16 protein-coding genes are annotated in these 23,133 nt (G+C 67.7%); 8 read left to right on the forward strand and 8 right to left on the reverse strand.

Features of this window, described 5'->3' with window-relative positions; all coding sequences use genetic code 11:
* Window positions 1–24 precede the first annotated feature (24 nt).
* Together ABZ004_RS18385 and ABZ004_RS18390 are read left to right on the forward strand one after the other, a co-directional pair.
* Window positions 25–10,134, forward strand: coding sequence for an amino acid adenylation domain-containing protein (locus tag ABZ004_RS18385; protein WP_355681067.1), 10,110 nt, complete (start codon window positions 25–27; stop codon window positions 10,132–10,134).
* A gap of 58 nt (window positions 10,135–10,192) precedes the next feature.
* Window positions 10,193–11,188: a TauD/TfdA family dioxygenase gene (locus ABZ004_RS18390; RefSeq protein ID WP_355681068.1), complete on the forward strand. Its 996-nt coding sequence runs from the start codon at window positions 10,193–10,195 to the stop codon at window positions 11,186–11,188.
* A 50-nt stretch (window positions 11,189–11,238) separates the two neighbouring features.
* Here ABZ004_RS18390 and ABZ004_RS18395 read toward each other — a convergent pair whose 3' ends face one another.
* Window positions 11,239–11,511 carry a dihydrofolate reductase family protein gene (locus ABZ004_RS18395; protein ID WP_355681069.1) on the reverse strand — a complete coding sequence of 91 codons (273 nt, stop codon included), beginning with the start codon at window positions 11,509–11,511 and terminating at the stop codon, window positions 11,239–11,241.
* 25 nt (window positions 11,512–11,536) lie between these two features.
* The gene (locus tag ABZ004_RS18400; protein WP_355681070.1) at window positions 11,537–11,698 is read right to left on the reverse strand and encodes a hypothetical protein; all 162 of its coding nucleotides are present in this window, start codon (window positions 11,696–11,698) and stop codon (window positions 11,537–11,539) included.
* 185 nt (window positions 11,699–11,883) lie between these two features.
* Here ABZ004_RS18400 and ABZ004_RS18405 point away from each other — a divergent pair, with 185 nt between their 5' ends.
* A complete protein-coding gene (locus ABZ004_RS18405) occupies window positions 11,884–12,435 on the forward strand; it encodes a hypothetical protein (RefSeq protein ID WP_355681071.1) in 552 nt (183 codons plus the stop codon).
* Between the two features lie 146 nt (window positions 12,436–12,581).
* Here ABZ004_RS18405 and ABZ004_RS18410 read toward each other — a convergent pair whose 3' ends face one another.
* From ABZ004_RS18410 to ABZ004_RS18420, 3 genes are read right to left on the reverse strand one after another with little or no spacing between them, the layout of a single operon-like run.
* Window positions 12,582–13,682: an amidase gene (locus ABZ004_RS18410; protein WP_355681072.1), complete on the reverse strand. Its 1,101-nt coding sequence runs from the start codon at window positions 13,680–13,682 to the stop codon at window positions 12,582–12,584.
* Between the two features lie 46 nt (window positions 13,683–13,728).
* A complete protein-coding gene (locus ABZ004_RS18415; protein ID WP_355681073.1) occupies window positions 13,729–15,576 on the reverse strand; it encodes a BTAD domain-containing putative transcriptional regulator in 1,848 nt (615 codons plus the stop codon).
* Between the two features lie 23 nt (window positions 15,577–15,599).
* Window positions 15,600–15,770: a hypothetical protein gene (locus ABZ004_RS18420; protein WP_355681074.1), complete on the reverse strand. Its 171-nt coding sequence runs from the start codon at window positions 15,768–15,770 to the stop codon at window positions 15,600–15,602.
* Window positions 15,771–16,390: 620 nt separating this feature from the next.
* On the opposite strand from ABZ004_RS18420, the gene ABZ004_RS18425 reads away from it, so the two are divergent.
* From ABZ004_RS18425 to ABZ004_RS18445, 5 genes are all read left to right on the forward strand, one after another.
* Complete coding sequence (locus ABZ004_RS18425) at window positions 16,391–16,990, forward strand: lytic polysaccharide monooxygenase (RefSeq protein WP_355681075.1); 600 nt, start codon at window positions 16,391–16,393, stop codon at window positions 16,988–16,990.
* Between the two features lie 63 nt (window positions 16,991–17,053).
* Window positions 17,054–17,557, forward strand: a complete 504-nt coding sequence (locus ABZ004_RS18430; protein WP_355681076.1) for a hypothetical protein — start codon at window positions 17,054–17,056, stop codon at window positions 17,555–17,557.
* Between the two features lie 99 nt (window positions 17,558–17,656).
* A complete protein-coding gene (locus tag ABZ004_RS18435; protein ID WP_355681077.1) occupies window positions 17,657–17,935 on the forward strand; it encodes a hypothetical protein in 279 nt (92 codons plus the stop codon).
* The gene (locus ABZ004_RS18440; RefSeq protein WP_355681078.1) at window positions 17,922–18,320 is read left to right on the forward strand and encodes a DUF5130 family protein; all 399 of its coding nucleotides are present in this window, start codon (window positions 17,922–17,924) and stop codon (window positions 18,318–18,320) included. The genes ABZ004_RS18435 and ABZ004_RS18440 overlap by 14 nt, the downstream gene beginning before the upstream one ends.
* Window positions 18,321–18,323: 3 nt before the next feature.
* Entirely contained in the window at window positions 18,324–18,884 is a 561-nt protein-coding gene (locus ABZ004_RS18445; protein ID WP_355681079.1) for a GNAT family protein, read from the forward strand.
* On the opposite strand, the gene ABZ004_RS18450 is transcribed toward ABZ004_RS18445, so the two are convergent.
* The 3 genes from ABZ004_RS18450 to ABZ004_RS18460 all read right to left on the reverse strand — a co-directional run bounded on the left by ABZ004_RS18450 (window position 18,881) and on the right by ABZ004_RS18460 (window position 23,123).
* Window positions 18,881–19,507 (reverse strand): response regulator transcription factor, encoded by a 627-nt coding sequence (locus ABZ004_RS18450; protein ID WP_355681080.1) that lies wholly within the window; start codon window positions 19,505–19,507, stop codon window positions 18,881–18,883. The genes ABZ004_RS18445 and ABZ004_RS18450 overlap by 4 nt on opposite strands.
* Window positions 19,508–19,587: 80 nt before the next feature.
* Window positions 19,588–21,042, reverse strand: a complete 1,455-nt coding sequence (locus ABZ004_RS18455; RefSeq protein ID WP_355681081.1) for a dynamin family protein — start codon at window positions 21,040–21,042, stop codon at window positions 19,588–19,590.
* Window positions 21,039–23,123: a dynamin family protein gene (locus ABZ004_RS18460; protein WP_355681082.1), complete on the reverse strand. Its 2,085-nt coding sequence runs from the start codon at window positions 23,121–23,123 to the stop codon at window positions 21,039–21,041. Before ABZ004_RS18460 ends, ABZ004_RS18455 begins: the two co-directional genes overlap by 4 nt.
* Window positions 23,124–23,133 lie beyond the last annotated feature (10 nt).

The raw sequence follows: 23,133 nt of genomic DNA on the forward strand, positions 1-23,133 counted from the left end.
GGCACCGAACGTGCGATGAGGACCATGGCTGAGAATTCGATCGTCCGTCTGCCGCTGTCGGCTGCCCAAACCAGCGTCTGGTACGCCCACCAGCTGGACCGTTCCGGGCACCGCTACACCATCGGTGAGTGCGTGGAGATCCACGGCTCCGTGGATCCCACCCTCTTCGAGCAGGCCTGGCGTCAGCTGGCGCTCGAGGCCGAGGCCTGCCGGGTGCGGGCCGTGCACAACGACGACGGCCTCACCCAGGAGCTGCACACCGAGGTCGCGGACACCATCGTCCGGACCATCGACGTCAGCAAGGAGGCCGACCCGCGCGAGGCCGCGTTCGCCTGGATGCGCGAGGATCTGGCCCGCCCGGTCGACCTGACCAGCGACGACCTCACCGCGACGGTGCTGTTCACCGTCTCCGCCGCTTCGGCGATCTGGTACCAGCGCGGCCATCACGTGACCTTCGACGGCTATTCAGGTGGCGTCGTAGCGAAACGGCTGGCCGCGCTGTACGACGACTTGGTGGCCGGCCGCCCGTTCGGGCCGTCCCCGTTCGGCACCCTGACGCAACTGATCGAGGAGGAGCGCGACTACCGCGGCTCCGACGCCTTCGTTGCCGACCGCACCTATTGGATGGACCAGCTGGCCGACCTGCCCGACCCGGCGCGGCTGAGCTGGAAGACGCCGGGCCGCGAGCGCACTGACGAGGTACCGCTGCGCAGCTCGGGTGCGTTGACGAGTGACGACACGACCCGACTGCGGAAGGCTGCCCGCAAGGCAGGGACGCACTGGTCGATCTGGACGATCGCGGTCACCGCGGCGTACCTGCACCGTGTCACCGGGCTCACCGATCTGGTCCTCACCCTGCCGGTGACCGCACGCACCACGGCGCTCTCACTGGCGACTCCCGGCATGCTCTCCAACCACGTGCCGCTGCGCGTCCCCGTGTCGCCGCGGCAGAGTATGGCCGAGCTGGTCCCGGTCGTCACCGAGGCTCTGCGCGCAGCCCTCAAGCACCAGCGGTACCGCCAGGAAGACATCCGCCACGACCTCGGTCTGCCCGCCGACGGGGGTGGTATCGCCGGCCCGATGCTCAATGTGATGGCCTTCAACCACGACCTGCGGTTCGGCGGCCACCGGACCACTCTGCACAACCTGTCGCACGGTGCGATCGACGACCTGGCGATCGCCGTGTACGACGACGGCGCCGGCCTGCGGGTCGACATCGACGGCAGCGCGGACCGCTACGACGCCGACGACCTGGACAGCTATCAGACCCGGTTCGTCAGCTTCCTCGAGCGCGTCGTCGCCGAGCCGGACCTGGCGATCGGCCAGATCGAGCTGGTCTCGGCCGACGAGCGCCGCAAGGTCCTGGTCGACTGGAACCAGACCTCCGTCCCGCTCGACGGCGGCTCGCTCCCTGACCTCTTCGAAGCCCAGGTACGCCGTACGCCGAACGCCGTCGCTCTGCGCTACCACGGCACCGAGGTGACCTACGCCCAACTGAACCGCCGGGCCAACAAACTCGCGCATCACCTGATCAGCGAAGGCGTCGGACCGGAGAAGGTCGTCGGCCTGGCGTTGCCGCGCTCGATCGATCTGCTGGTCGCCATGTACGCCGTGGTGAAGACCGGTGCGGCGTACCTGCCCATCGACCTGAGCTACCCGGCGGACCGGATCTCCTACATCGTCGAGGACGCCGAGCCGGCCTTCGTCATCACCACCGAGACCGCCGCGGCCGCCATGCCCGAAGGTGTGCGGTTGCTGCTCAGCGACAGCCACCTGGAGGACCTGGTCGCGTCGCGACCTGACACCGACCCGACCGACGCGGACCGGACGACCGCGCTGACGCCCGAGCACCCGGCGTACGTGATCTACACATCCGGATCGACCGGCCGGCCGAAGGGCGTGCTGGTTCCGCACGCGGGAGTCGTCAACCGGCTGCTCTGGATGCAGGCCGAGTACCGCCTGGAGGCGGCGGATCGGCTGCTGCAGAAGACGCCGATGGGCTTCGACGTGTCGGTCTGGGAGTTCTTCTGGGGTCTCCAGGTCGGCGCGTGCCTGGTGATCGCGAAGCCCGAGGGGCACCGCGACCCGGCGTACCTGGCGAAGCTGATCCAGGACGAGGGCGTCACCACCGTGCACTTCGTGCCGTCGATGCTCACCGCTTTCCTGGCCGATCCGGGTGCTGCTGACTGCACGGGGATGCGGCGGGTGTTCTGCTCCGGCGAGGCGTTGTCGATGGAGCTGGCCGAGGACTTCCGGTTCCAGCTGCCCGACGTACCGCTGCACAACCTGTACGGACCGACCGAGGCGTCCATCGACGTGTCCTACTGGCAGCACGCCGGTGAGACCGCGAGCACGCTGCCGAAGATGTTCGCCGCACAGGTGGCTCGCGTTCCCGGTCAGCCGGCGGTTGTTTCTGTTGACCGGCGGATGAGCTACGCAGAGCTGGATGCTGCTGCCGACCGGATGGCGCGGGTGCTGATTCAGCGCGGGGTCGGGCCGGAGCGGTTCGTGGCTGTTGCGCTGCCGCGGAAGCCTGAGCTGCTGGTGACTCTGCTCGCGGTGATCAAGGCGGGCGGGGCTTACCTGCCGATCGACCTGTCCTACCCGGCGGAGCGGATCGCTTATCTGCTGGATGATGCCCGGCCCACCATGCTGGTGACCGAGGAGTCGGTCGAGCTACCCGAGCACGGCGTACCGACGTTGTTGCTTGAGGCATTGAAGGATCAGGCTGCTGAGCCTGCGCAGGTCGAGATTTCGCCGAGCAGTCCGGCGTACCTGATCTACACGTCCGGATCGACCGGGAAGCCTAAGGGCGTGGTCGTCGAGCACCGGGCGCTCGGGCAGTATCTGCGCTACTCGGCGGAGCGGTACGACGGTCTCGACGGGCAGGCGCTGCTGCATACGCCGGTGTCGTTCGACCTGACCGTCACGTCGATCTTCGGGACGCTGGTCCGGGGCGGTTGTGTCCAGCTCGGATCGCTCGATGACGGTGTGGTCGGGGTGGACGAGCCGTTGACCTTCGTCAAGGCGACGCCTAGTCACATGGCTTTGTTGGAAGGCGTTTCGGCTGACCGGTTCGGCAGTGGCTCGCTGCTGCTCGGCGGGGAGAACCTGCCGGGTTCCGCGCTCACCGAGTGGCGGGAGGCGCACCCTGACGTCACGATCGTCAACGAGTACGGACCGACCGAGGCGACCGTCGGCTCCGTCGAGTACCGGCTTGCGCCGGGCGACGAGACGCCCGCCGGCGCGGTGCCGATCGGACGGCCGGTCTGGAACACCCAGGTCTACGTGCTCGACGACAACCTCGTCCCAGTGCCGCCTGGTTTCGTAGGAGAGCTCTATCTGGCCGGCGTTCAGCTGGCCCGTGGGTACCTGAACCGCCCGAGCCTGACCGCCGAGCGCTTCGTGGCCAACCCCTACGGCGTACCGGGTAGCCGCATGTACCGCAGTGGTGACGTGGTGCGGTGGAACACCGACGGCGTCCTGGAGTACCTCGGCCGGGCCGACGACCAGGTGAAGATCCGCGGTTTCCGGATCGAGCTCGGTGAGATCGAGGCCGCGCTGCTGCAGCAGGCCGGCGTGGCGAAGGCCGCGGTGATCGTGCACAAGTCGTCCACCGGGGACCAGCGACTGGTTGCCTACGTGGTTGGCGGAGGGCTCGACCCGGTTGCTCTGCGCGACGCGGTGGCTAAGCGGCTGCCGGAGTACATGGTGCCGAGCCTGGTGATGGAGGTCGACGACCTGCCGGTCTCGCCGAACGGCAAGCTGGATCGCAAATCACTCCCGGAACCCGACTTCTCCTCGCTCACCACGTCCCGCGGTCCGCGGACGCCCGAGCAGGAGGTGCTCTGCAGCCTGTACGCCGAACTGCTCGGCCTGGTCCGCGTCGGTATCGACGACAGCTTCTTCGAACTCGGCGGCAACTCGCTGATGGCGACCCGGCTGATGAGCCGGATCCGCGCCACTCTCGGTGCGGAACTGTCGGTCCGGGCGCTGTTCGAGCACCCGACCGTCGCTGGTCTGTCGACGCAACTCGACGGCGTGACCGCGGCGCGGCCGCCGATCCAGGTGAGCGAGCGGGCGGAGCAGGTGCCGCTGTCGTTCGCGCAACGCCGGCTCTGGTTCATGAACCGCTTCGAGGGCCCGTCGGCAACGTACAACAACGCCTTCGCTGTCTCGCTCGACGGCGTGCTCGATGTGGAGGCCTTGCGGGCTGCGCTGGCCGATGTGGTCGAGCGGCACGAGACGCTGCGGACGATCTTTGCCGATGACAACGGAACTCCGTATCAGGTCGTCCTGGACTCGGTTGACGTTCCGTTGCCGGTAGCAAACATTGCCGAGGAGGAGTTGGCTGCGCGTCTGGATGAGGGTGCGGGCTATGCGTTCGACCTGAGTGTCGAGACGCCGCTGCGGACGACTCTGTTCGCTCTGGCTGCAGACCGGCACGTTCTGTTGATCACGCTGCACCACATCGCGTGCGACGGCTGGTCGACGACGCCGATGGCGCGCGACATCGCCACGGCGTACGCGGCGCGCGTCTCTGGCGAGGTTTCTGGTTGGACGCCGCTTCCGGTGCAGTACGCCGACTATGCGCAATGGCAGCGCGACTTGCTCGGGGACGAGAACGACCCGGACAGCCGTGCCCGCCAGCAGATCGACTACTGGACCGACCAGCTCGCCGGCCTGCCCGACCAGCTGGAACTCCCGACCGACCGGCCCCGGCCGGCCGTCGCGAGCAACCGCGGCGACGTCGTGCCGGTTTCCGTGCCTGAGGACTTGTATGCCGAGCTGTCGGCGCTTGCCAAGGCCAACCATGTCAGCCTGTTCATGCTTCTGCAGGCCGCCTTCGCGACACTGCTCACACGCCTCGGCGCCGGCACCGACGTGCCGATCGGTACGCCGAACGCGGGTCGCACCGATGAGTCCCTCGACGATCTGGTCGGTATGTTCGTCAACCCGCTCGTACTGCGGACCGACACCTCCGGCGACCCGACTTTCGAGGATCTGCTGGCCCGGGTGCGGGAGACGAACCTGTCGGCGTACGCGCACCAGGACCTGCCGTTCGACCGGCTGGTCGACATCGTCAACCCGGCCCGCTCTACTGCTCGGCACCCGTTGTTCCAGGTGATGATGCCGTACCAGAGCGACGACCCGGCTGCGGTTGAGCTGCCTGGTCTGACGGTGTCGCACGCTCCGGTGGACTCGGGGATCGCACAGTTCGATCTGCAGCTCGCGCTCCGTGAGGGTGTGGACGGGCTCTCCGGTCATCTGGAGTTCGCCCTGGATCTGTTCGACCGCGGGACCGCTGAGCAACTGGTCGAGCGGTTCGGTCAGGTATTGCGGCAGGTCGCCGAGGCGCCGGATCAGCGGATCGGTGCGCTCGAGGTGATCGGGGCTGCCGAGCGCGAGCTGCTGGTTGCCGGACGCAATGAAACTGATCGTGAGATCGATTGGTCGACAATTTCTGAGCTGGTCGAGCGTCAGGTTGTCCGGACGCCGTCCGCTGTTGCTCTGGAAGACCACGGCACGTCGCTGACCTATGCCGAGCTGAATGCCGAGGCGAACAGACTCGCTTGGCACCTCCGCGGCCTGGGGGTCGCACCCGATGTGGTGGTCGGCGTCCATGTGGATCGGTCCGCTGGTCTGGTCATCGCTGCGCTGGCGGTGCTGAAGGCGGGTGGCGTGTATCTGCCGCTCGACCCGGACTACCCGGCTAGCCGGCTGGCCTACCTGGTCGAGGATGCCGAGGCGTCGTTCGTGATCAGCCGGTCGGATCTCGTCGGCGACCTGCCGGCGACCGACGCGTACGTCGTACTGATCGACTCTGCTGACTGGGCCTCTGCGTCTGCTGACGACTTGCCGGCTGGGGCTGGACCGGATGACGTCGCCTATCTGATCTACACGTCCGGGTCGACCGGGCGGCCGAAGGGGGTGCTGGCGACGCACCGCGGTGCGGTCAACCGGTTCCACTGGACGCAGCGGGCGTACTTCCGGTACACGCCGGAGGACTCTGTTCTGGTCAAGATTCCGACCGGCTTCGATGTTTCTGTCGGTGAGATCTTCGGGCCGTTGAGTCAGGGCGCGCGGTTGGTGATCGCCAAGCCTGGCGGGCACCTCGATACGGCGTACCTGCGGGAGACCATCAAGAAGCAGCAGGTCACGCAGGTGTACTTCGTGCCGTCGATGCTGGCAGTCATGCTCGCCGAGGGTGGGCTGGAGGAGTGCACTTCGCTGCGGGTGCTGCTGTCCGGTGGCGAGGAGTTGCCGGTGTCGCTGGCTCGGCAGGTGCTCGAGCGGTTGCCTTGGGTGGAGTTCTACAACCAGTACGGACCGACCGAGGCTGCGATCGACTCGACTGCTTGGCGGGTCACTGCTTCAGCTTTGGAGGGGCTGCACCGGGTGCCGATCGCTTCGGTGGAAGGGCAGGTCGGACTGCACGACAACGTGCGGCTCTACGTGCTGGACGAAGAGCTGGCTGTGGTGCCGACTGGGTCTCCTGGTGAGCTGTTCATCGGTGGTGCCGGCGTTGCTCGTGGGTATCTGCGGCGGCCGGAACTCACTGCGGAGCGGTTCATTCCGGATCCCTTCCGTTCCGACGGTCGGGTCTATCGCACCGGCGACCAGGTTCGCTGGACGACCGATGGCCGGCTGGAGATTCTCGGCCGCGTCGACGATCAGGTGAAGCTGAACGGCGCCCGCGTCGAACTCGGCGAGATCCAGGCGGCGTTGGCTGCGCACCCGTCGGTCCAGCACGCTGCGGTCGTCGTCCGGGACAAGCGCCTGGTCGGCTACGTCGTCGCCACCTCCGATGCCGACCTGCGGGACTACCTGGCCGAGTCGCTGCCGGAGTTCATGGTCCCGAGCACCATCGTCCCGCTCGACTCGTTGCCTTTGACACCCAACGGCAAACTCGACCGCGCCGCCCTCCCCGCACCGGCTGCCCCTGTGTCGGTATCGCGATCGGTGCTGAGCAGTTCGATCGAGCAGACCCTCGCCGGCCTGTACGCCGAGGTGCTGGGCATCGAGTTGGTCGGACCGGAGGACGGGTTCTTCGAGCTCGGTGGCGACAGCATCATGTCGATCCAGCTGGTCAGCCGGGCGCGCAAGGCCGGCCTGATCTTCACCCCGCGAGACGTCTTCCGCCACCAGACAGTCGCAAAGCTCGCCGCCGTCACGACGGTCGACCAGACCATCGAACAAAAGCCGGCCGAAAAGCTCCTCCGCGGCCTGTTCTGCGAGGTCCTCGGTCTTGCCGAGGTCGGCGTCGACGACGGCTTCTTCGACCTCGGCGGCGACAGCATCATGTCCATCCAGCTAGTCAGCCGAGCCCGCAAGGCCGGCCTGACCTTCACACCGCGAGACGTCTTCCGCCACCAAACGGTCGCCAAGCTCGCCGCGGTGGCAAGTGTGGATTCAGTTGTCAGTGTGAGTAATGCAGAGGTGGGTCCTGTGCAGTTGACTCCGCTTCAGACTGCTCTTGCGGCAACCGGCGATGCTTGGTCGGGGTTCCACCAGTCGGTGCTTGTTCAGGTGCCTGCGGAGCTTGGGTTGGAGCGGTTGACCGGGGCTCTGCAGAAGGTGGTGGATCACCACGACGCGCTGCGGTTCGTAGTACGGGAAGGTTCGCCCTGGCAGTTGGAGTCGCGAGCTGTCGGATCGGTGGATGCGGCTGCGCTGGTGACCCGGGTTGACATCGCGGGACTGAGCGCTGCCGAGTTGGATGCGGCTCAAGTCGAAGCGGCTGAGGCTGCGCGAGAGCGGTTGGCGCCGTACGACGGAACGATGCTGCAGATGGTCTGGTTCGACGCCGGCCCGTCCAAGTCGGGCCGACTGCTCGTGCTGGTTCACCACCTCTCGGTAGACGGTGTCTCGTGGCGCATCCTCCTCCCAGACCTCCTGGCCGCCTGGCAGGGCGAGGCGCTCCCCCCCGTCCCCACCTCCTTCCCCACCTGGACCACCCACCTGCCCACACCCCCCAACCCCTCCGATGATCATTGGTCCCTTGTTACCCGGCGTGTCCCCCATCGTCGGTCCCTTGAGCCTTTGCTGGGCAGCCGGCCCCTGGAAGCTTCCGACGTCGTCGGTAACGCGGGACGAATCGAGCTTGTCCTGCCGACGGCCGAGACCAGCCCGCTGATCACCAAGGTGAGCCAAGCGGTTCACGGTGGGATCAACGATGTCCTGCTCGCTGGTCTCGCGCTGGCGGTGAAGCGGTGGCGCGGGCACGAGTCGGTGCTGGTCGACCTCGAAGGGCACGGCCGCGACGCCGTACCGGGGCTTGACGTCTCCCGGACCGTGGGTTGGTTCACCGAGGTCACGCCGGTTCGGCTGACCGCCGTGGACGACGACCCGGGGAAGACGCTGAAGGCCGTCAAAGAAGAGTTGCGTACAGCAACAAAGTTGAAGGAAGGGCGGACGGCGGAGAGCGAGAGCGGTCGCGCGCAACTGATCGTGAACTATCTCGGGCGGGTGGAGTCGCCGGCGGCGAAGGACTGGTCGCTCGTGCCAGGTGGCGCGGGGCTGATCCCGGGTGCTGACCCGCGGATGCCGATGAACCACGCGATCGAGTTGAACGCGATGGTGCTCGACGGTCCGGACGGCCCACAGTTGAAGGCCGAATGGACCTGGGCGGACGGCGTACTCACGTCGTACGAGATCGACCAGCTCGCCCAGCTCTGGTGGGACGCGCTCGGCGAACTCGTCGCGGCGGAGGTCTCCGGGCACACACCGTCCGACTTCCCGCTGGTGAAGATCGACCAGGAGCGGCTGTCGCTGCTCGAGGCGAAGCACCCCGACCTGGAGTCGCTTCTCCCCGTCACCTCACTGCAGGAGGGTTTCCTCTACTACTCCCTGCTGGAGGGGGAGGGGATCGACCTCTACACCGGCCGGATCTGGATGGACCTGGAGGGCCAACTCGACGTACCGGCTCTGCATCAGTCCGCCGACAACCTGCTTGCGAGGCACGAAACGCTGCGGGCCGGCTTCACCCACGACGCGCTCGGCAACCCGTTGCAGGTCGTGCACGAGAAGCTCGACGTGCCGTGGACCGAGGTCGACCTGAGCGCGCTCGACGAGCTGACCCAGGAGGCCGAAGTACTGCGGCTGCTGGAGGCCGAGCAGCTGACCAAGTTCGATCCCGAGCGGCCGCCGTTGCTGCGGTTCGTGGTGATCAAGCTCGGTCCGGAGCTGCACCGGCTGGTGCTGACGAACCACCACCTGGTGCTCGACGGCTGGTCGATCCCGGTGCTGCTGCGCGAACTCTTCGCCGGGTACGCCGGCACCGAGTTGCCCCGCGTCGCGGCGTACACGAACTACCTGGAGTGGCTGGCGGAGCAGGACCTCGAGGGCGACCGGACGGCCTGGAGCGCAGCGCTGGCAGGGCTTTCCGAGCCGACACTGGTCGCGCCCGGAATTGCCGAAGGGCACGCGGTGCTGCCGGAGCGGGTAACGGAGCACCTGGATCCTTCGCTGGGTGAGGCGGTTGGCGCGCTGGCTCGGCGTACCGGCGTCACGGTGAACACCGTCATCCAGTCGGCCTGGGGATTGTTGCTCTCCAGGCTGACCGGCCGCGACGACGTGGTGTTCGGTACGACGGTGTCGGGCCGGCCGCCGGAGATCAGCGGGATCGAGCAGATGGTCGGGTTGTTCGTGAACACCATTCCGGTGCGCGTCCGGACCCGCTCCGACGACGACGTGGAAGCGTTCCTGGGCAGACTCCAGGACGAGCAGACCGCGCTGTCCGACCACCACCAGCTCGGCACCAGCGAGATCCTCGCCGGTGCGGGACTCAGCCCGCTGTTCGACAGCACGGTCGTGTTCTTCAACTACCCGATCGACGCCGGCGTGATGAAGCTGTCGGTGAACGGGATCCGGCTGGTGCACATCGACGCCCGCGACGACACCCACTTCGCGCTGCGGCTCAGCGTGTTCCCGGGCGAGGACGGCTTCCAGCTGAACCTCGACTCCCGGCCGGACGCGTTCAGCCGGGCCGAGACCGAAGACCACCTGCGCCGCTACATCGAGCTGCTGCAGGAACTGACGGCTCCGGACGCCGGTCCGATCGCCGAACTCGGCACGGTCAGCCAGGCCGAGCAGGACCGGCTGCTGGTCGAGTGGGGTGGTTACGGCGACTGACCGGCACTTCAACCACCTGCTGCGTGACCCCAGATGAAGATCCTTTAAGGAGTGCACGATGAACTCGCTGTTGCAACAAGTATTCGACGCCAGGACCGCGGGTCCGGTGATCCTCGGCCCGGACGAGCACGAACTGGCCGAGCAGGTCGCCCGCCGGGTCGTGTCCGACGGCGACGGCTGGGTCAACTCCGATGCCTGGCTGAACGCTGCCCGGGACGGCTACCACGACCTGCCCGCCGTACTCCGGAAGGGGCTCGCGGAGTTCCGCCGCGACTCAGGTGCCGGCGGAGCCTTCCTGGTCCGCGGGTTGCCGGTGGATCCCGACACGATTCCGGACACTCCTGCGTTCAGCGGCTCGATTCAGAAGGAGGGGACCGTTCCGGCCGCTCTGCTGACTCTGGTTGCGAGTGGGCTGGGTGACCCGGCTGCCTATTTGGCGGAGAAGTCGGGTGCGCTGGTGCATGACGTCGTACCGGTTCCGGGGAGCGAAGCTTTTCAGGGTAACGAGGGGTCGGTGATGCTCTCGTTCCACAACGAGAACGCGTTCCACGCCCACAAGCCCGACTACGTGCTGCTGCTCTGTCTGCGCGCCGATCACGAGAAGGTCGCCGGGCTGCGGGTGTCCTGCATTCGCAAGGCGCTCGACAAGCTGAGCAAGGAGTGTGTCGAGGCGCTGTTCCGGCCGATTTACATCACGTCCCCGCCGCCTTCGTTCGGTGACGGCGGCCAGCTGACCGAGCCGCACAGCATCCTCAGCGGTGCTCCCGACGACCCGGACATGCTGGTCGACTTCGCCGCCACGAAGCCGCTCGGCCCGGACGCGGTCGAGGCAATGCGCGAACTCCAACGCACCCTGGCCGCCACCGCCGACACCATCTACCTCGAAGCCGGCGACCTGGCCATCGTCGACAACCGCGTCTCGGTCCACGGCCGCACCAGCTTCACCCCGCGCTACGACGGCCGCGACCGCTGGCTCCAACGAACCTTCTCCATGCGAGACCTCCGCACCTCCCGCCACCTCCGCCCCGCCGACTCCCACGTCATGATCCGCTGACGTCCCTCCAAGAGACCGCGGGCGCCATCCCCCCGCGCCCGGGGTCTCTGCTAGCGGCGGGGGCGGTACCGGACGTCGACAGTGGCTGTTGGGTCGTCGCTGTCCAAGAGGTCCAGCCGGATCGGAGTACCGCCGGGGTTTTCGTACAGGCGGGTGCCTTCGCCGAGGAGGACCGGGACGACGTGCAGGTCGATCTCGTCGAGCAGGCCGCGCTCCAGGAGTTGCCGGCCGATGTCCGCCGAGAAGACCACGACGTCCTTCCCGCCCGCCGCGTCCTTCGCGATCCGGACCGCCTCGGTGACATCGCAGTCCAGGAAGGTCACCCCGCCACCCTCGCGCCGCGACTCGTCAGTCTACGGCGCCGATCTTGCCGGCGTACTCCGCATCCACTCCAGGCCGGAAGGTCGCCCCACTCATCCATCCAACTGCGTCAGCGTTCGGCCCCGCGATGAACCCGTCCAACGACATCACAAAATGCCACAGCACCTTGCCCGTCCCTGCCCCTGTCATGCCGTCAACCATAGAAGGGCGTACCGACCGACGGGAGGTGTCTGGTGAGGAAGGGCTTGCCTGGTCGGCTGGGGTTGGTGTCGGCTGAGGTGGTACATGCGGTCTTCTACAACTTTGCCGAAGGGGAGGTTGCGCGGCACATCCCGTGGGTGTGAGGGAAGACGACGCCCGCGGAGGCGATCGCTGTGCGCGAGCGTGGTAGCGCCGCCACGCTTCGGCAGAGGATCGGGGGACTCGCCGACTCTGCTGATCTGGTGCGGGTCGCCGAGCTCCTCACCCGGGCAGCTGTCAGCCCGCCGACCGAGGGCAGGCCGCTGTACGCCGGACTCCGGGCACTCGACGTCCCCGAGGAGCCGGTCGCCAGGCTCTGGCATGCGGCGACGCTGCTCCGGGAGTATCGCGGGGACGGCCACAACGCCCTACTCGTTGCCCACGGCATCGGTGGCACCGAGGCGCACGTCCTGACCGCGCTCTCGATCGGAACGCCGGCGGAGAAGTTCAGCCGGACCCACCACCTCCCGAAGGCCCAGTTGGCCGCTGTCGTCGACGGGCTCCGCAGCCGCGGCCTCGTGGATGCCACCGGCGGATTCACCGACGCTGGCCGGACGATCAGACAGCGGATCGAGGACCTGACCGACGAGCTGGCAGCTCCGCCCTACGACGTGCTGAGCGCCGACGAACTCGACGAACTCATCGCAAAGCTCACCCCGATCGCCGCCGCGCTCAGCCGAAGGTAGAGCCCACACACGGCCCGACTCCGGCCCGGTCATGCGTCGAGGTGGCGTGGGTTGACTGAGGGGCGAGGCAGCGTGCGGGCGAACGTAGGAGTCCGTAGCTGGGGGGTGGGGAGCGAAGCGGATGTAGGAGCCTCGCGGGGACGGGGCTACTGGTGGAAGGTGGTGGCTAGGGAGAGTAGGTGGGGCTCGGAGTTGGCGGGGCCGACTAGTTGGAGGGATGGGGGGACTGGGCCGGGGCCGGCGATGGGGAGAGCTACGGCGGGGTGGCCGGTGAGATTGAGGGGGGCGGTGAGGGCGGTGAAGTCGTAGCGGGATTCTTCGCCGAGTTTGGGCGGTGCGCTGATCATCGTGGGGAGGGCGAGTACGCCGTACCGGTTCAGCAAGATGTCCAGCTGGGTGCGGAACTGGCGGCCCAGTTCGCGGGCGTCGGTGATCATTTCGTCGTCGAGGTATTTGCCGCGGGTGATCCAGTCGCGGACCCGGTCGCTCATCCGGCCGCCGTCGAGCAGGTGCTGGTGGGCCTGGTAGCCCTCGGCGTTGATGATCAGGCCGGCGGCGACACCGGCGCGGAGCCAGCCGGTCAGCGGTACGTCGATGATCACGCGGCCGGAGGCTGCCAGGGCTTCGTCCACGGCTTGATCTATGGCGGGGTCGATGGTGATCTCGGGCAGCCGGAGCCGGCCGATCGCCCCGTCGTACGGGGTGAGCTCGAAGCCTGGTTCGAGCAGGGACATTGCCTGGGCGAGGCCACTCGCGTTTGAGGCGATCGCGCCGATCGTGTCCATGGTTGGGGCGAAGGGAAAGACGCCGTCGAGGGGGAGTCGGCCGGTGGTGGTTTTCAGGCCGGCTACTCCGCAGCAGGCGGCGGGGAGGCGACTGGAACCGCCGGTGTCGGTGGCGATCGCGATGTCGGCTTCGCCGTTGGCCACCGCCACGCCTGAGCCGCTCGAGGATCCACCCGGGACCAGAGAGCGGTCGAGCGGGTTGCGCGGCGTACCGGTCCACGGGTTGACCCCGTCCGGCGGGCGACACAGCTCGGTCAGGTTGGTCTTGCCCACGAAGACCGCTCCTGCCGCGCGGGCTCGTGCGACGACCGGTGCATCGGCGAGAGCGGGCTGGGCGTCGTCGCCGACCGCCGGGCAGGCCGCGGTGGTCGGCAGACCTTCGACGTCGATCGCATCCTTCACCGCAACGCGTGGCCCGGTCGCGTCGAGGGGTGGATCAAGGCGAACAAGCCAGGTGGTCATGAAACCCCACTTCTCTTGGATGAACGGTGGCTTGGGTTGTTGGTACTTAGGCGGCGGATTGCCAGGTGTGGGGGGTGTGGTGGATGCGTTCGAGGGCGGCGCCGCGTTCGTGGGGGGCTTCCTCGGCGAGGGCGCGTTCTCTGGCGTAGGCGCGGACCAGCGGATGGATCGTGTAGAGGTCGAGCTGCCCGATCCGGCTGTCGCTGACCTCGGCCAGATGCCGTTCCGCCAACGCGTTCAGCAGATCGTGTACCTGGGCCAACGGAGCATCCAGCAGTACTGCGGTATGCCAGACCGAGAACTCGCCGGTCAGCCCGATCGCCATCAACCGCAGCGCCCGCCGCCGTGCCGTCGAGAGTTGTTCGTACGACGCTTCGATCCGCTCGCCGACATCCAGATCGCCCAGCCGCAACTGGTCGAACGGCTGCAAGCCATAGCTCAACCGGCCGACCAACTGCGTCACCGTGAGATCAGGATTCGCCGCGAGCCGCGCAGCGACCACCCGGATCGCCAGCGGCAGCCGGCCAGTTGCCGTTAGCAACCGTCGTACGGCGACCGGCGAGTCGGACCCGTGCCGTGGACCGGCCAGCGAATCCAGCAGTCGCACAGCTTCCGCAGTACTGAATCCACCGAGCTTGATCCGCGTCGCGCCTTCCAGCGCGGCCAGCCGAGCCCGCGACGTCAGCAACACACTGCTCTTCCCGCCACCTGGCAGCAACCAGCGAACCTGGTGCTCATCGGCGACATCATCCAGTACTACGAGGAGCCGTCGCCCAGCCACCAAGTGCCTGAAGAGCTGCGTGCGTTCGGACGGACCCGCCGGCAACTCGGCTTCGGTCACTCCCAAGGAGTGCAGCAGTTCGGCGAGTGCGGTGGACGGCTCCATCGGATCCGGCGTACTCCCTGCCAAGTCCAGATAAAGCTGTCCGTCCGGGAACTCGGAACGGATGCGATCCGCGACGTGTAAGGCAAGGGCGGTCTTGCCGGTCCCCGCCAGGCCGACCACTGCCGCCGTACCGCCGCCGGCCCGAAGTACGGAGTCGAGTCGGTCGACAAAGGCAGTACGGCCGGTGAAGTCGCTGGGTGCGGGTGGGAGCTGGGCCGGCGCTGTCGGCGTCGGCCGGGTGACGACCTCGACCACTGGCGGGGCGGTGAGGTCGGCGTTCTGCTCCAGGATCGCCTGGTGCAGATCCTTCAGCTCTTCACCCGGGTCGATGCCGAGCTCTTCGGCCAGGTGCCGGCGGCAGGCGTCGTACGTCGACAACGCCTCGGCCTGCCGGCCACAGCGGTAGAGCGCGAGCATCGACAGTCCGCGGACGCGTTCGGAGAAGGGGTGCTGGTTGACCATCGCGGCCAGTTCGGAGACCACCCGGTGGTGGTTGCCGCGGGCCAGTTCGGCGGTCATCAGCGCCTCACCGGCGGCGAGACGGGCTTCGTCGAGCCCTGGCTGCTCGATCGCGGCCAGGTATTCGGTGGCACCGACCAGCGCGTGACCGCGCCAGAGGGCCAGCGCCGAGCGCAGCGAGGTCACCGCGTCGGCGTACCGGCCGCCGGTGAGTGCGGCGTGGCCGGTCGTTGCGTGGGCGTGGAACTCGTCCAGGTCCACCCACGCGCCCGGGGCCCGCAGCAGGTACCCGCCGCGCTGGCGGACCAGTTCGACCTGAGGACCGAGCTGGTTCCGCAGCCGGGAGACATAGGTCTGGATCTGGGCGTTGGAGGTGCTCGGCAACTTCCCCCGCCAGAGCATCTCGGAGACCGTCGAGTCCGACACCACCTGGTCACGGCTGAGCAGCAGCGTGGCCAGGACGGTCTGGATCTTGGACCCGCCGAGGGCGAGGCGCTCACCGCCCCGGGTGACCTCGATCGGGCCGAGGAGCTGGAACCTGATCATCATCGTCTCGGCTCGATCGGTTCCGGCTATTCCCAGCAACCGATGCAGCCCGGCCGGTCCGGACCGGCCACCGAGACGGTGGCGGGGGTGCCGGTGCCGTGGTCGGCGACGGCCGAGGAGAGGGTGGCGCCGGCCCCGACGAGCAGGACAGCGGTCGCGACGATGGCAATTCGGGCGGTGGTGAGGACATTCTTCATGGTGTTTCCCCCAGCTTGGTCGTGGTTTTCTCGATGCCTTGACCCTGCCTTTCGCCGGGGGTGATGTCACCAGTATTCGACTGTCCTGAAGTTGCGTTGGCAACACCCTGAAGGTGATCATCCGGGCGTTTGGATTGCACCTTTGAGCGCCCATATCAGGGATGCCATCCCTTGTTCACCTGGTTTTTCTCCGGCCTCTACCTGACCTGCTGGGACGCCTCTGACCAGCGTAATCACGCAGCGTGACCGTTTGGGGCCGATTGTGTGACGGTGTCCTGAGGTAGCCTTCGAATTGTTTCGCGACAGTATTAACTGTGAACGAAATACATTGTGGAGAATTGTTCAGTTTGTTATTTCCTGGGTATTTGAACGGCTCGCTACGCTCATTCGGCCGAGCTGCGGCATAGACCAGAAATGAAACCTACTGCCGGCGGCGCCGGTGAGCGTGGTCACCCATCGTGTCTGTCGCGGTCCGTGCTGCTGAGATCACGGAAAGTCAGAAAATCCGGGGCTGAGCCGTTGACAATAGATTCGAACGGTTGTTATCTATTGCCACCGAAGGCGCCTTCCTTCCATTCCTGCCGCCCCCACGCACCACGGGAAGAAGAAGGAGTGTCCGCATGCAGCGAACACGCAAACTCAGCATGGCCGGAATCGCTGTCGGCGCCCTGGCGCTGACAGTCAGCACGTCGATCCCGCTCGCCTACGGCCATGGCTACACCACCTCGCCGACCAGCCGCGCCAAGTTCTGCGCGGACCGGGTCGTCCAGAACTGTGGTCAGATCCAGTACGAGCCGCAGAGCACCGAAGGGCCCAAGGGCTTCCCCGGTGCCGGACCGGCTGATGGCAAGCTCTGCTCCGCAGGCCTGTCCCAGTTCGCCCAGTTGGACGATCAGCGCAACGGTGCCTGGCCGGCCACCGCGCTGACCTCTGGTGCGACCTACACCTTCCGGTGGCATCTGACGGCCGCCCACGCCACCACCGACTTCAAGTACTACGTCACGAAGGCGAACTGGAGCCCGAATCAGCCGCTCACCCGGGCCCAGCTCGAGCTCGTGCCGTTCCTCACCGTGCCGTTCAACGGTGCCCGGCCGGGGACGGAGGTGTCGCACTCGGGCCGGTTGCCGAACCGGAGCGGCCGGCACATGATCCTGGCGGTCTGGACCATCGCCGACACGGCGAACGCCTTCTACCAGTGCTCGGATGTCAGGTTTGGTTAGTAATTTTCCTGGGCAAGGCACTCCTTGAAACCTTCCGCCCCAACGTTTCAAGGAGTGCCGCCCATGAAATCCGTTCTCCGCCGCGTCGTCGTGCCCGTCGTCGCACTGATCGTCGGGCTGCTGCCCGGCGTGATCGCGATCGAGCAGGCGTCGGCCGTCACCAAACTGACCCAGGCTCAGGCCGAGTCGATCTTCCGCGCCGCCGGCATCACCTGGTCCTCGTCGGGCGGGTGCACGACCCGGTCGAACTCGACGTGCACCTCGTTCGAGCAGATCAACCAGAGCACGGCGTACGGCGTCCGCACGCTGAAGCAGGCGAGTGGGTGCGCGATCAACATCACCGGTGGAACCGAGGTCGGCCACGCCTCCGGGACCTACAGCCACTACAACGGCTACAAGGTGGACATCAGCAAGTACACCTGCGTCGGGAACTACATCCACAACAACTTCACCCGGATCGCCAACCGAGCTGACGGCTATGCGCAGTGGCAGGCTGCGTCGGGCAACATCTACGCCGACGAAGGCAGCCACTGGGACATCACGTACTACAACTGCGGCGGCTGCTGAAGAAGCAGCTGCGGCGCTGCTGAGCGCACGTAGTACGAACTCTGTGCCTGTCCTGGGGTCTTGGGGCAGGCACAGAGGCGTGGGGCTAGTCTTCTGGTCGTGACTCCATTGCTCTCCGGCCACACCTTGCTGGTGTTCGTCGGCATCCCCGCGCTGGTCGTCGCGGTGGTGGCGCTGCTCGTGTTCGCGTCCTCGATCGCGAGTGGTCCGCGCTACCGTCCGGGCCTGTCCTGGTGGGCTCCGCCGGTCTGGATCGGCGGCCCCGAGCCGCTGAAGCCGAACCCGGCGAACCTGCCCGAGTTGCCGGCCGGCAACACCCCCGCGACCACCGCCACCGGTGTCGCCCGGACGACCGGAGGCGCAAGTGCCAGCTGGTGACGCATTCACCCCGGACCAGCTCTACGACATCGAGCGCGCGGTCCGCAACGCCGAGGCCAGCTCGGGGCTGCACTTCTCCGTGTACGTCGGCGGCGCCGACTCCGAGACCCGCCCGTTCGCCCTCGAACTGCTGAACGAGCTGCCGGACCCGGACCACAGCGTCCTGGTGTACGTCGACCCGGCCGGTCGCCGGCTGGAGATCGTCACCGGTGCGCAGGCGCGGCGTCAGCTGTCCGACACCGAGGCAGGCCTGGCCGCGCTCGCGATGCAGACCTCGTTCGCCACCGGTGATCTGGCCGGCGGGCTCGTCACCGGCGTACAGCAGCTCGGCGCGCACGCGCATCTGGCGCCGATGATGCACGTCAACGAGCCCCACAAGCAGTAGGACTTGCCAGCGCTGGAAGCTCGTCGGCTCACGGTCGACGAGCTGGTGCTGCGCCCGTTCACGGTCGGCGACGAACCGGCTGTGGCGGTCGCGCTGGAGGATCCCGGCATCCTCCGCTGGACAGCCGGTACTGCGGTACTCCGGACCCCGGCTCCTCAGCGCGCGGCCAAGTGGCTCGAAACCCGGATCGACAGCTGGTCGCGCGGAAACGCGGTCTTCGCGGTCGTCGATGCTGCTTCGGATCAACTGCTGGGCTCGGTCACCCTCCGGGACGTGAACCGGATCCCCGACCAGGCAGTCTGCGCCTACTGGGTCAGCCCGGCGGCCCGCGGTCGCCGGATCGCCACCCGCGCGCTCAACGCGGCTGCGGGTTGGGCCTTCGCCCCAGACGGACTTGGCCTGCACCGGCTGTCCCTCGACCACGCGTTGATCAACGAGGGCTCCTGCCGAGTCGCCTCGGCCGCCGGCTTCCTTCTCGAAGGCACCATGCGCGACTACTACGTCGAAGCCACCGGCCGCCGCCACGACTCCCACCTCCACGCACGGCTGGCAACTGACGCCTAGATCAGTCCTTCCCGTACGGCGTACGCCACCGCGTGTGAGCGGTTGCGGAGTTGGAGGCGTGTGGTGAGTTCGTGGAGCACGTTCTTCACGGTGCGTTCGCTGTAGTTGAGGGTGTCGGCGATCTCGCCGGTGTCGAGACCGTCCGCGACGAGACGTAGTACGTCGACCTCGCGCGGACTCAGACCGGTGAAGGTCAGACCGCGCGGCGCGAGCACCTGGCGCTGCAGCCGGCCGAGTTGTTCCATCAGCCTGCCGAGCAGGTCGGGCGGGATCTCACCGTCGCCGGTCGCGACCCGGGTGATCGTCCGGACCAGGGCATCGGGAGTCGCGTCGATCCGGCGCAGCAACCCACCGACCCCGATCTCTGCCGCCACCACGAGCGCCGCCTCGTCCAGCACGGTCGCGACCAGCAGCAACCGCGGGCGGTCGCCGCGCCGGAGGGCTCGCATCGCGCGGGCCGTCTCCTCGTCGAGGACGTCGGTGACGACGAGCGCGACGGCGGCCTCGTCCACCTCCATCTCGTTGACGAGGCGGATCTCGGGCCGGGCCCGGAGCTGGCTGATCACCCCCGCCCGCGAGATCGGGTCACTCCCATGGACGTAGGTCAAGATCGGCACACTCATCGGAACCCCTCCCCAAGGACAAGGCTCTTACCGTCCCAAACCGCCCTCAACAGAGGTTCTACAACCGCTCCACAATCTCCTTATGCGAGCAGGCCTTCCAGAGTTCGGGTCGCTACCCGGGCGGCCAGTTGGGCCGGCCGGCTGGTGAGCGGGTGGGTGGCGAAGCCTTGCCAGGAAGACAGAGCAGCGAGCGCTGCTTGCCGTACGGCGTCCGCGGGTGCGTCGTCGGGGAGGCCGAGGCGCGCGGTGGGGGCGTGGCCGGAGCCGCCCAGCAGGCGATCGAGTTGTTCGGCGCGCTCGGGTTTGAGGGTGACGCCGCCAGATCTGAGATCGGACAGGAGGCGGATCTCCTGGAACTCGTGGGCGCCGGCGCTGATCTCTTCGACGCGCGATTGGAGTGCGGGCTCGAAGTTGCCGGAGCATAGGAGGTCGGCGAGCGCCGCGACGGCGGAGTACGCCTTGAGCACCCGGCTGCGCGCCTCGAACTGGCGCACCAGGATCGCGCGGAGCCGGTTCAGTCCGCTGCGTTCGCTCAGCTCGGTGCTGAGCTCGGACGAGGTCGAGGCGACGCCGCTGCGAATCAGCTCGACACTGAGGCGTACGCCGTACAGACCGAGTCGCCCCAGCAGGTGTTCGCGTTCGAGCTCGGTGACCGGCAGGCCGCTCGGCGTCGTCGCGAATCGGTCGGCGGTGAGCAGCAGTTCGGTGACTTCCTCGACGGGCGCCGCGGCGATCGCTGCCAGCATCGCGTACTCCGCTTCGCGCAAGGTGGTCGCGGTATGACCGAGGAGCCCGTTGACCGGCACGATCACCGGGCACAACCGATGCAGGCGCGGCTCGGCCTCGTAGCGTTTGGCGACCCGCTCGGCGACCTCCATCGAGTCGAGCCGGCAGGAGCCGATCTCGTCGGCGCGGGAGAGGACGCCGATCGCGTTCATCGGCGTACCGTGCGCCAGTTCGTCGTCGTGGAACGACTCGAGGAACCGGATGTCGCTGGAGTGGGTGTGCCTCAGCAGGTAGAGGATCGCGTCCGCGACCGGCACGCGGCCGTCGTCGGCCGCCAGCACGCGTTGGGTGCGCGCGGACACGTCGGCCGAGATCGAGGCGATGCCGGGGGTGTCGAGGATGGTCAGTTCGCGCAGCCGGCTGGTCGGCCAGCCGATCTCGAGGTGGTCGACGTCGGCCGGTTTCAGTCCGCCGAGGTCGACCTGGAGGGCGCCGCCGTCGCGGTCGTACGGGCGTTCGCGCGGCTCGCCGTCGAGGGGGTAGAGCGTGGCGTGCGGGCGGTCGTCGAGGGCGTACCAGGTGACGATCTGGGTGCACTCGCCGGCGTCGGTCGGGGCTAGTTCCTCGCCCAGCAAGGCGTTCAGGAGGGTGGACTTGCCGGCTTTCACCTTGCCGGCGATGGCGAGCCGGAGCGGGCCGGTCAGCCGCTCGCGAATCTCGTCGAGCTGCTTGCGTTCACTGTCGGTCCCGGCCGCCTGCTGCGCTCGGTCGATGACGTCGAGAATGCTGGCGGAAAGCTCGTCACTCATCTCTTTGCACCTCCCGAGCCCGCTAGGGCGACCTCGCGGAGGCCGGAGCGCATGGACCTCAGCCGGTCGCCTTCGACCGTCAGCTCGGCGGCTCTCGCGGTCTGCTCGGCGGGGGCGAGTTTTGCCGTACGGTCGGCGGCTGTCAGGGCAGCTGTGGCGGAGCGGTGGATCAGGCCGGCGCGTTCCTGGAAGTCGTCGCGGAGCTGGCGCTGGGTCTTGCGGAGGCTGTCGCGGGTGTCCTTGTTCATCACGAAGGCGACCTCGTCGATGTACCGGCGGACGGCGGCCTTCGCCTGCTGCTGGCGGTAGGTGCGCTGCCGTTTGCGTTCGTCCTTCAGCAACTTGCCGCCGATGCCCGCGCCGAGCGTCGCCGCGATCCCGGCGACGGCCAGCGGCGGCATGATCAGCGAACCGAGGCTGAACGCGATCATCGGGACGAAGATGCCGGTCCGGCCGGCCATCATCAGCGACTGCAGCCGGCCGCCCGGCATCGACAGGCTCGCGACCGACGCCAGTTCGAGCTGATCGAGATCAGCGCTGAACTGGGAGAGTTCGACCTCGACCTCCGTCCCTGCCTCCAGGTCGAACGCCTCGGCGACCCGTTCGCCCAGCCCGCGGGCCCGCTCGATCAGCAGGTCGCGGTTCGCGACGCCGACGACGGCGACCTGGCGGCGCAACCAGACCTCGGTATCGGTCCAGGTCTCGTTCGGATCGCCCTGCTCGATGATCGTCTCGACATCGCGCATCACCGCACGCAGGCGGCTCTGCAGATCGTGCTCGACGTCGGCGACGAGGTCGGCGATGCCGTCGGACAGGGTCTGCTGCCAGGTAGCGCTGGGCGCGGTGAGTACTGCTGCCTGGTCACGAGCTTTCGCAAGTTTGGTGAGGACCTCTGGGCGGCTCTGCGGCTTGCTGAGTACTACGCGCTCCGCGTCCGACTCCTGGGCGAGCTGGGTCGCCACGAAGTCGACCTCCTGCGCGATGCTGGCCGCTGCGCGCGTCGTACCTGGTACTACGACTGCTGTGGCGAGGAACTCGACTAGTGGCGCGAATCCCGACTCCTGGTTGAGCTCTGGGCGCTGGGTTGCGCGTAGGCGGAGGAAGGACGACACGGGGAGGATCGGTAGGTCTAGACCGGCATTGGCTAGGTGGGTGCGGTTCAGCTCGACTATGCGGCGCCAGTGGCCGTACAGGTCGGTCTTGGTGATTACTAGGGCTGCTGCTGGGCAGCGGGTGATCGCTGTCTTGAGGAACTCGAGCTCTGGGGCTGTGAGCTCTTGGGCTGCGTCGGTGACGAACAGGATGGCGTCCGCTTGGGCTAGAGCGGCCAGGGTGAGCTGGCCGTGTACGGAGTCGAGGCCGCCTACCCCTGGGGTGTCCAGCAGGCTGAGGCCGGAGCGGAGCATGCGGTGGGGGACCTCGACGGTCACTGACTGCAGACGGCCTTGTTCGCTGGCGTCGGGAGATTCGGAGACGAGCTGCGCGATCTGGTTGAGTGGCGCCGGGTAGCCGACTGGTGGTTCGCCCGGGGTGGTCTGCCGGTACGCCGTGAGGCCGGCCTGCTCGCCGTACCGGACCAGCGTCGGCACCGCGGTCACGATGTCGGCGTCGACCGGGCAGACGGCCGTCTGGAGCAACGCGTTCACCAGGGTGCTCTTGCCGCGCTTGAACTCGCCCACCACAACTGCTGTCACAGTCCGCGAATCCAGCTTCGCCTTCGCACTCTCCAACTTCGCCCGCAGATCCGGCCGCCGCCGCTCTTTGGTGAGTGTCCGCCCCTGATCGATAGCCGCAATCAGCTGACCAACACTCGCCGGCGCCCGCGTGCTTGTAGTACGAGGTGAAGGCCGGGAGGGCACAGGAGTTTCAGGCTGAGGTGTGTCCGCCGTTGTCGCGGGGCTGGGGTCGGGGGTGAGTTCTTCTCGCTCGGGCAGGGTGGGTTCGGGGTCCGGCTCGGGCGGCGTCGGCTCGGGTGAGGGCGGCTTGGGTTTGTCGGCGGACCAGGCTAGGTAGTGGTTGCAGGTCGTGCAGAAGATGGCGCCATCGTCGTTGGCGCGCCCGCAGTTGTCGCAGTTGATCATCGGTTGCCGA

This window comes from Kribbella sp. NPDC006257, assembly GCF_040613535.1.
In the GTDB taxonomy this organism is placed as follows: domain Bacteria; phylum Actinomycetota; class Actinomycetes; order Propionibacteriales; family Kribbellaceae; genus Kribbella.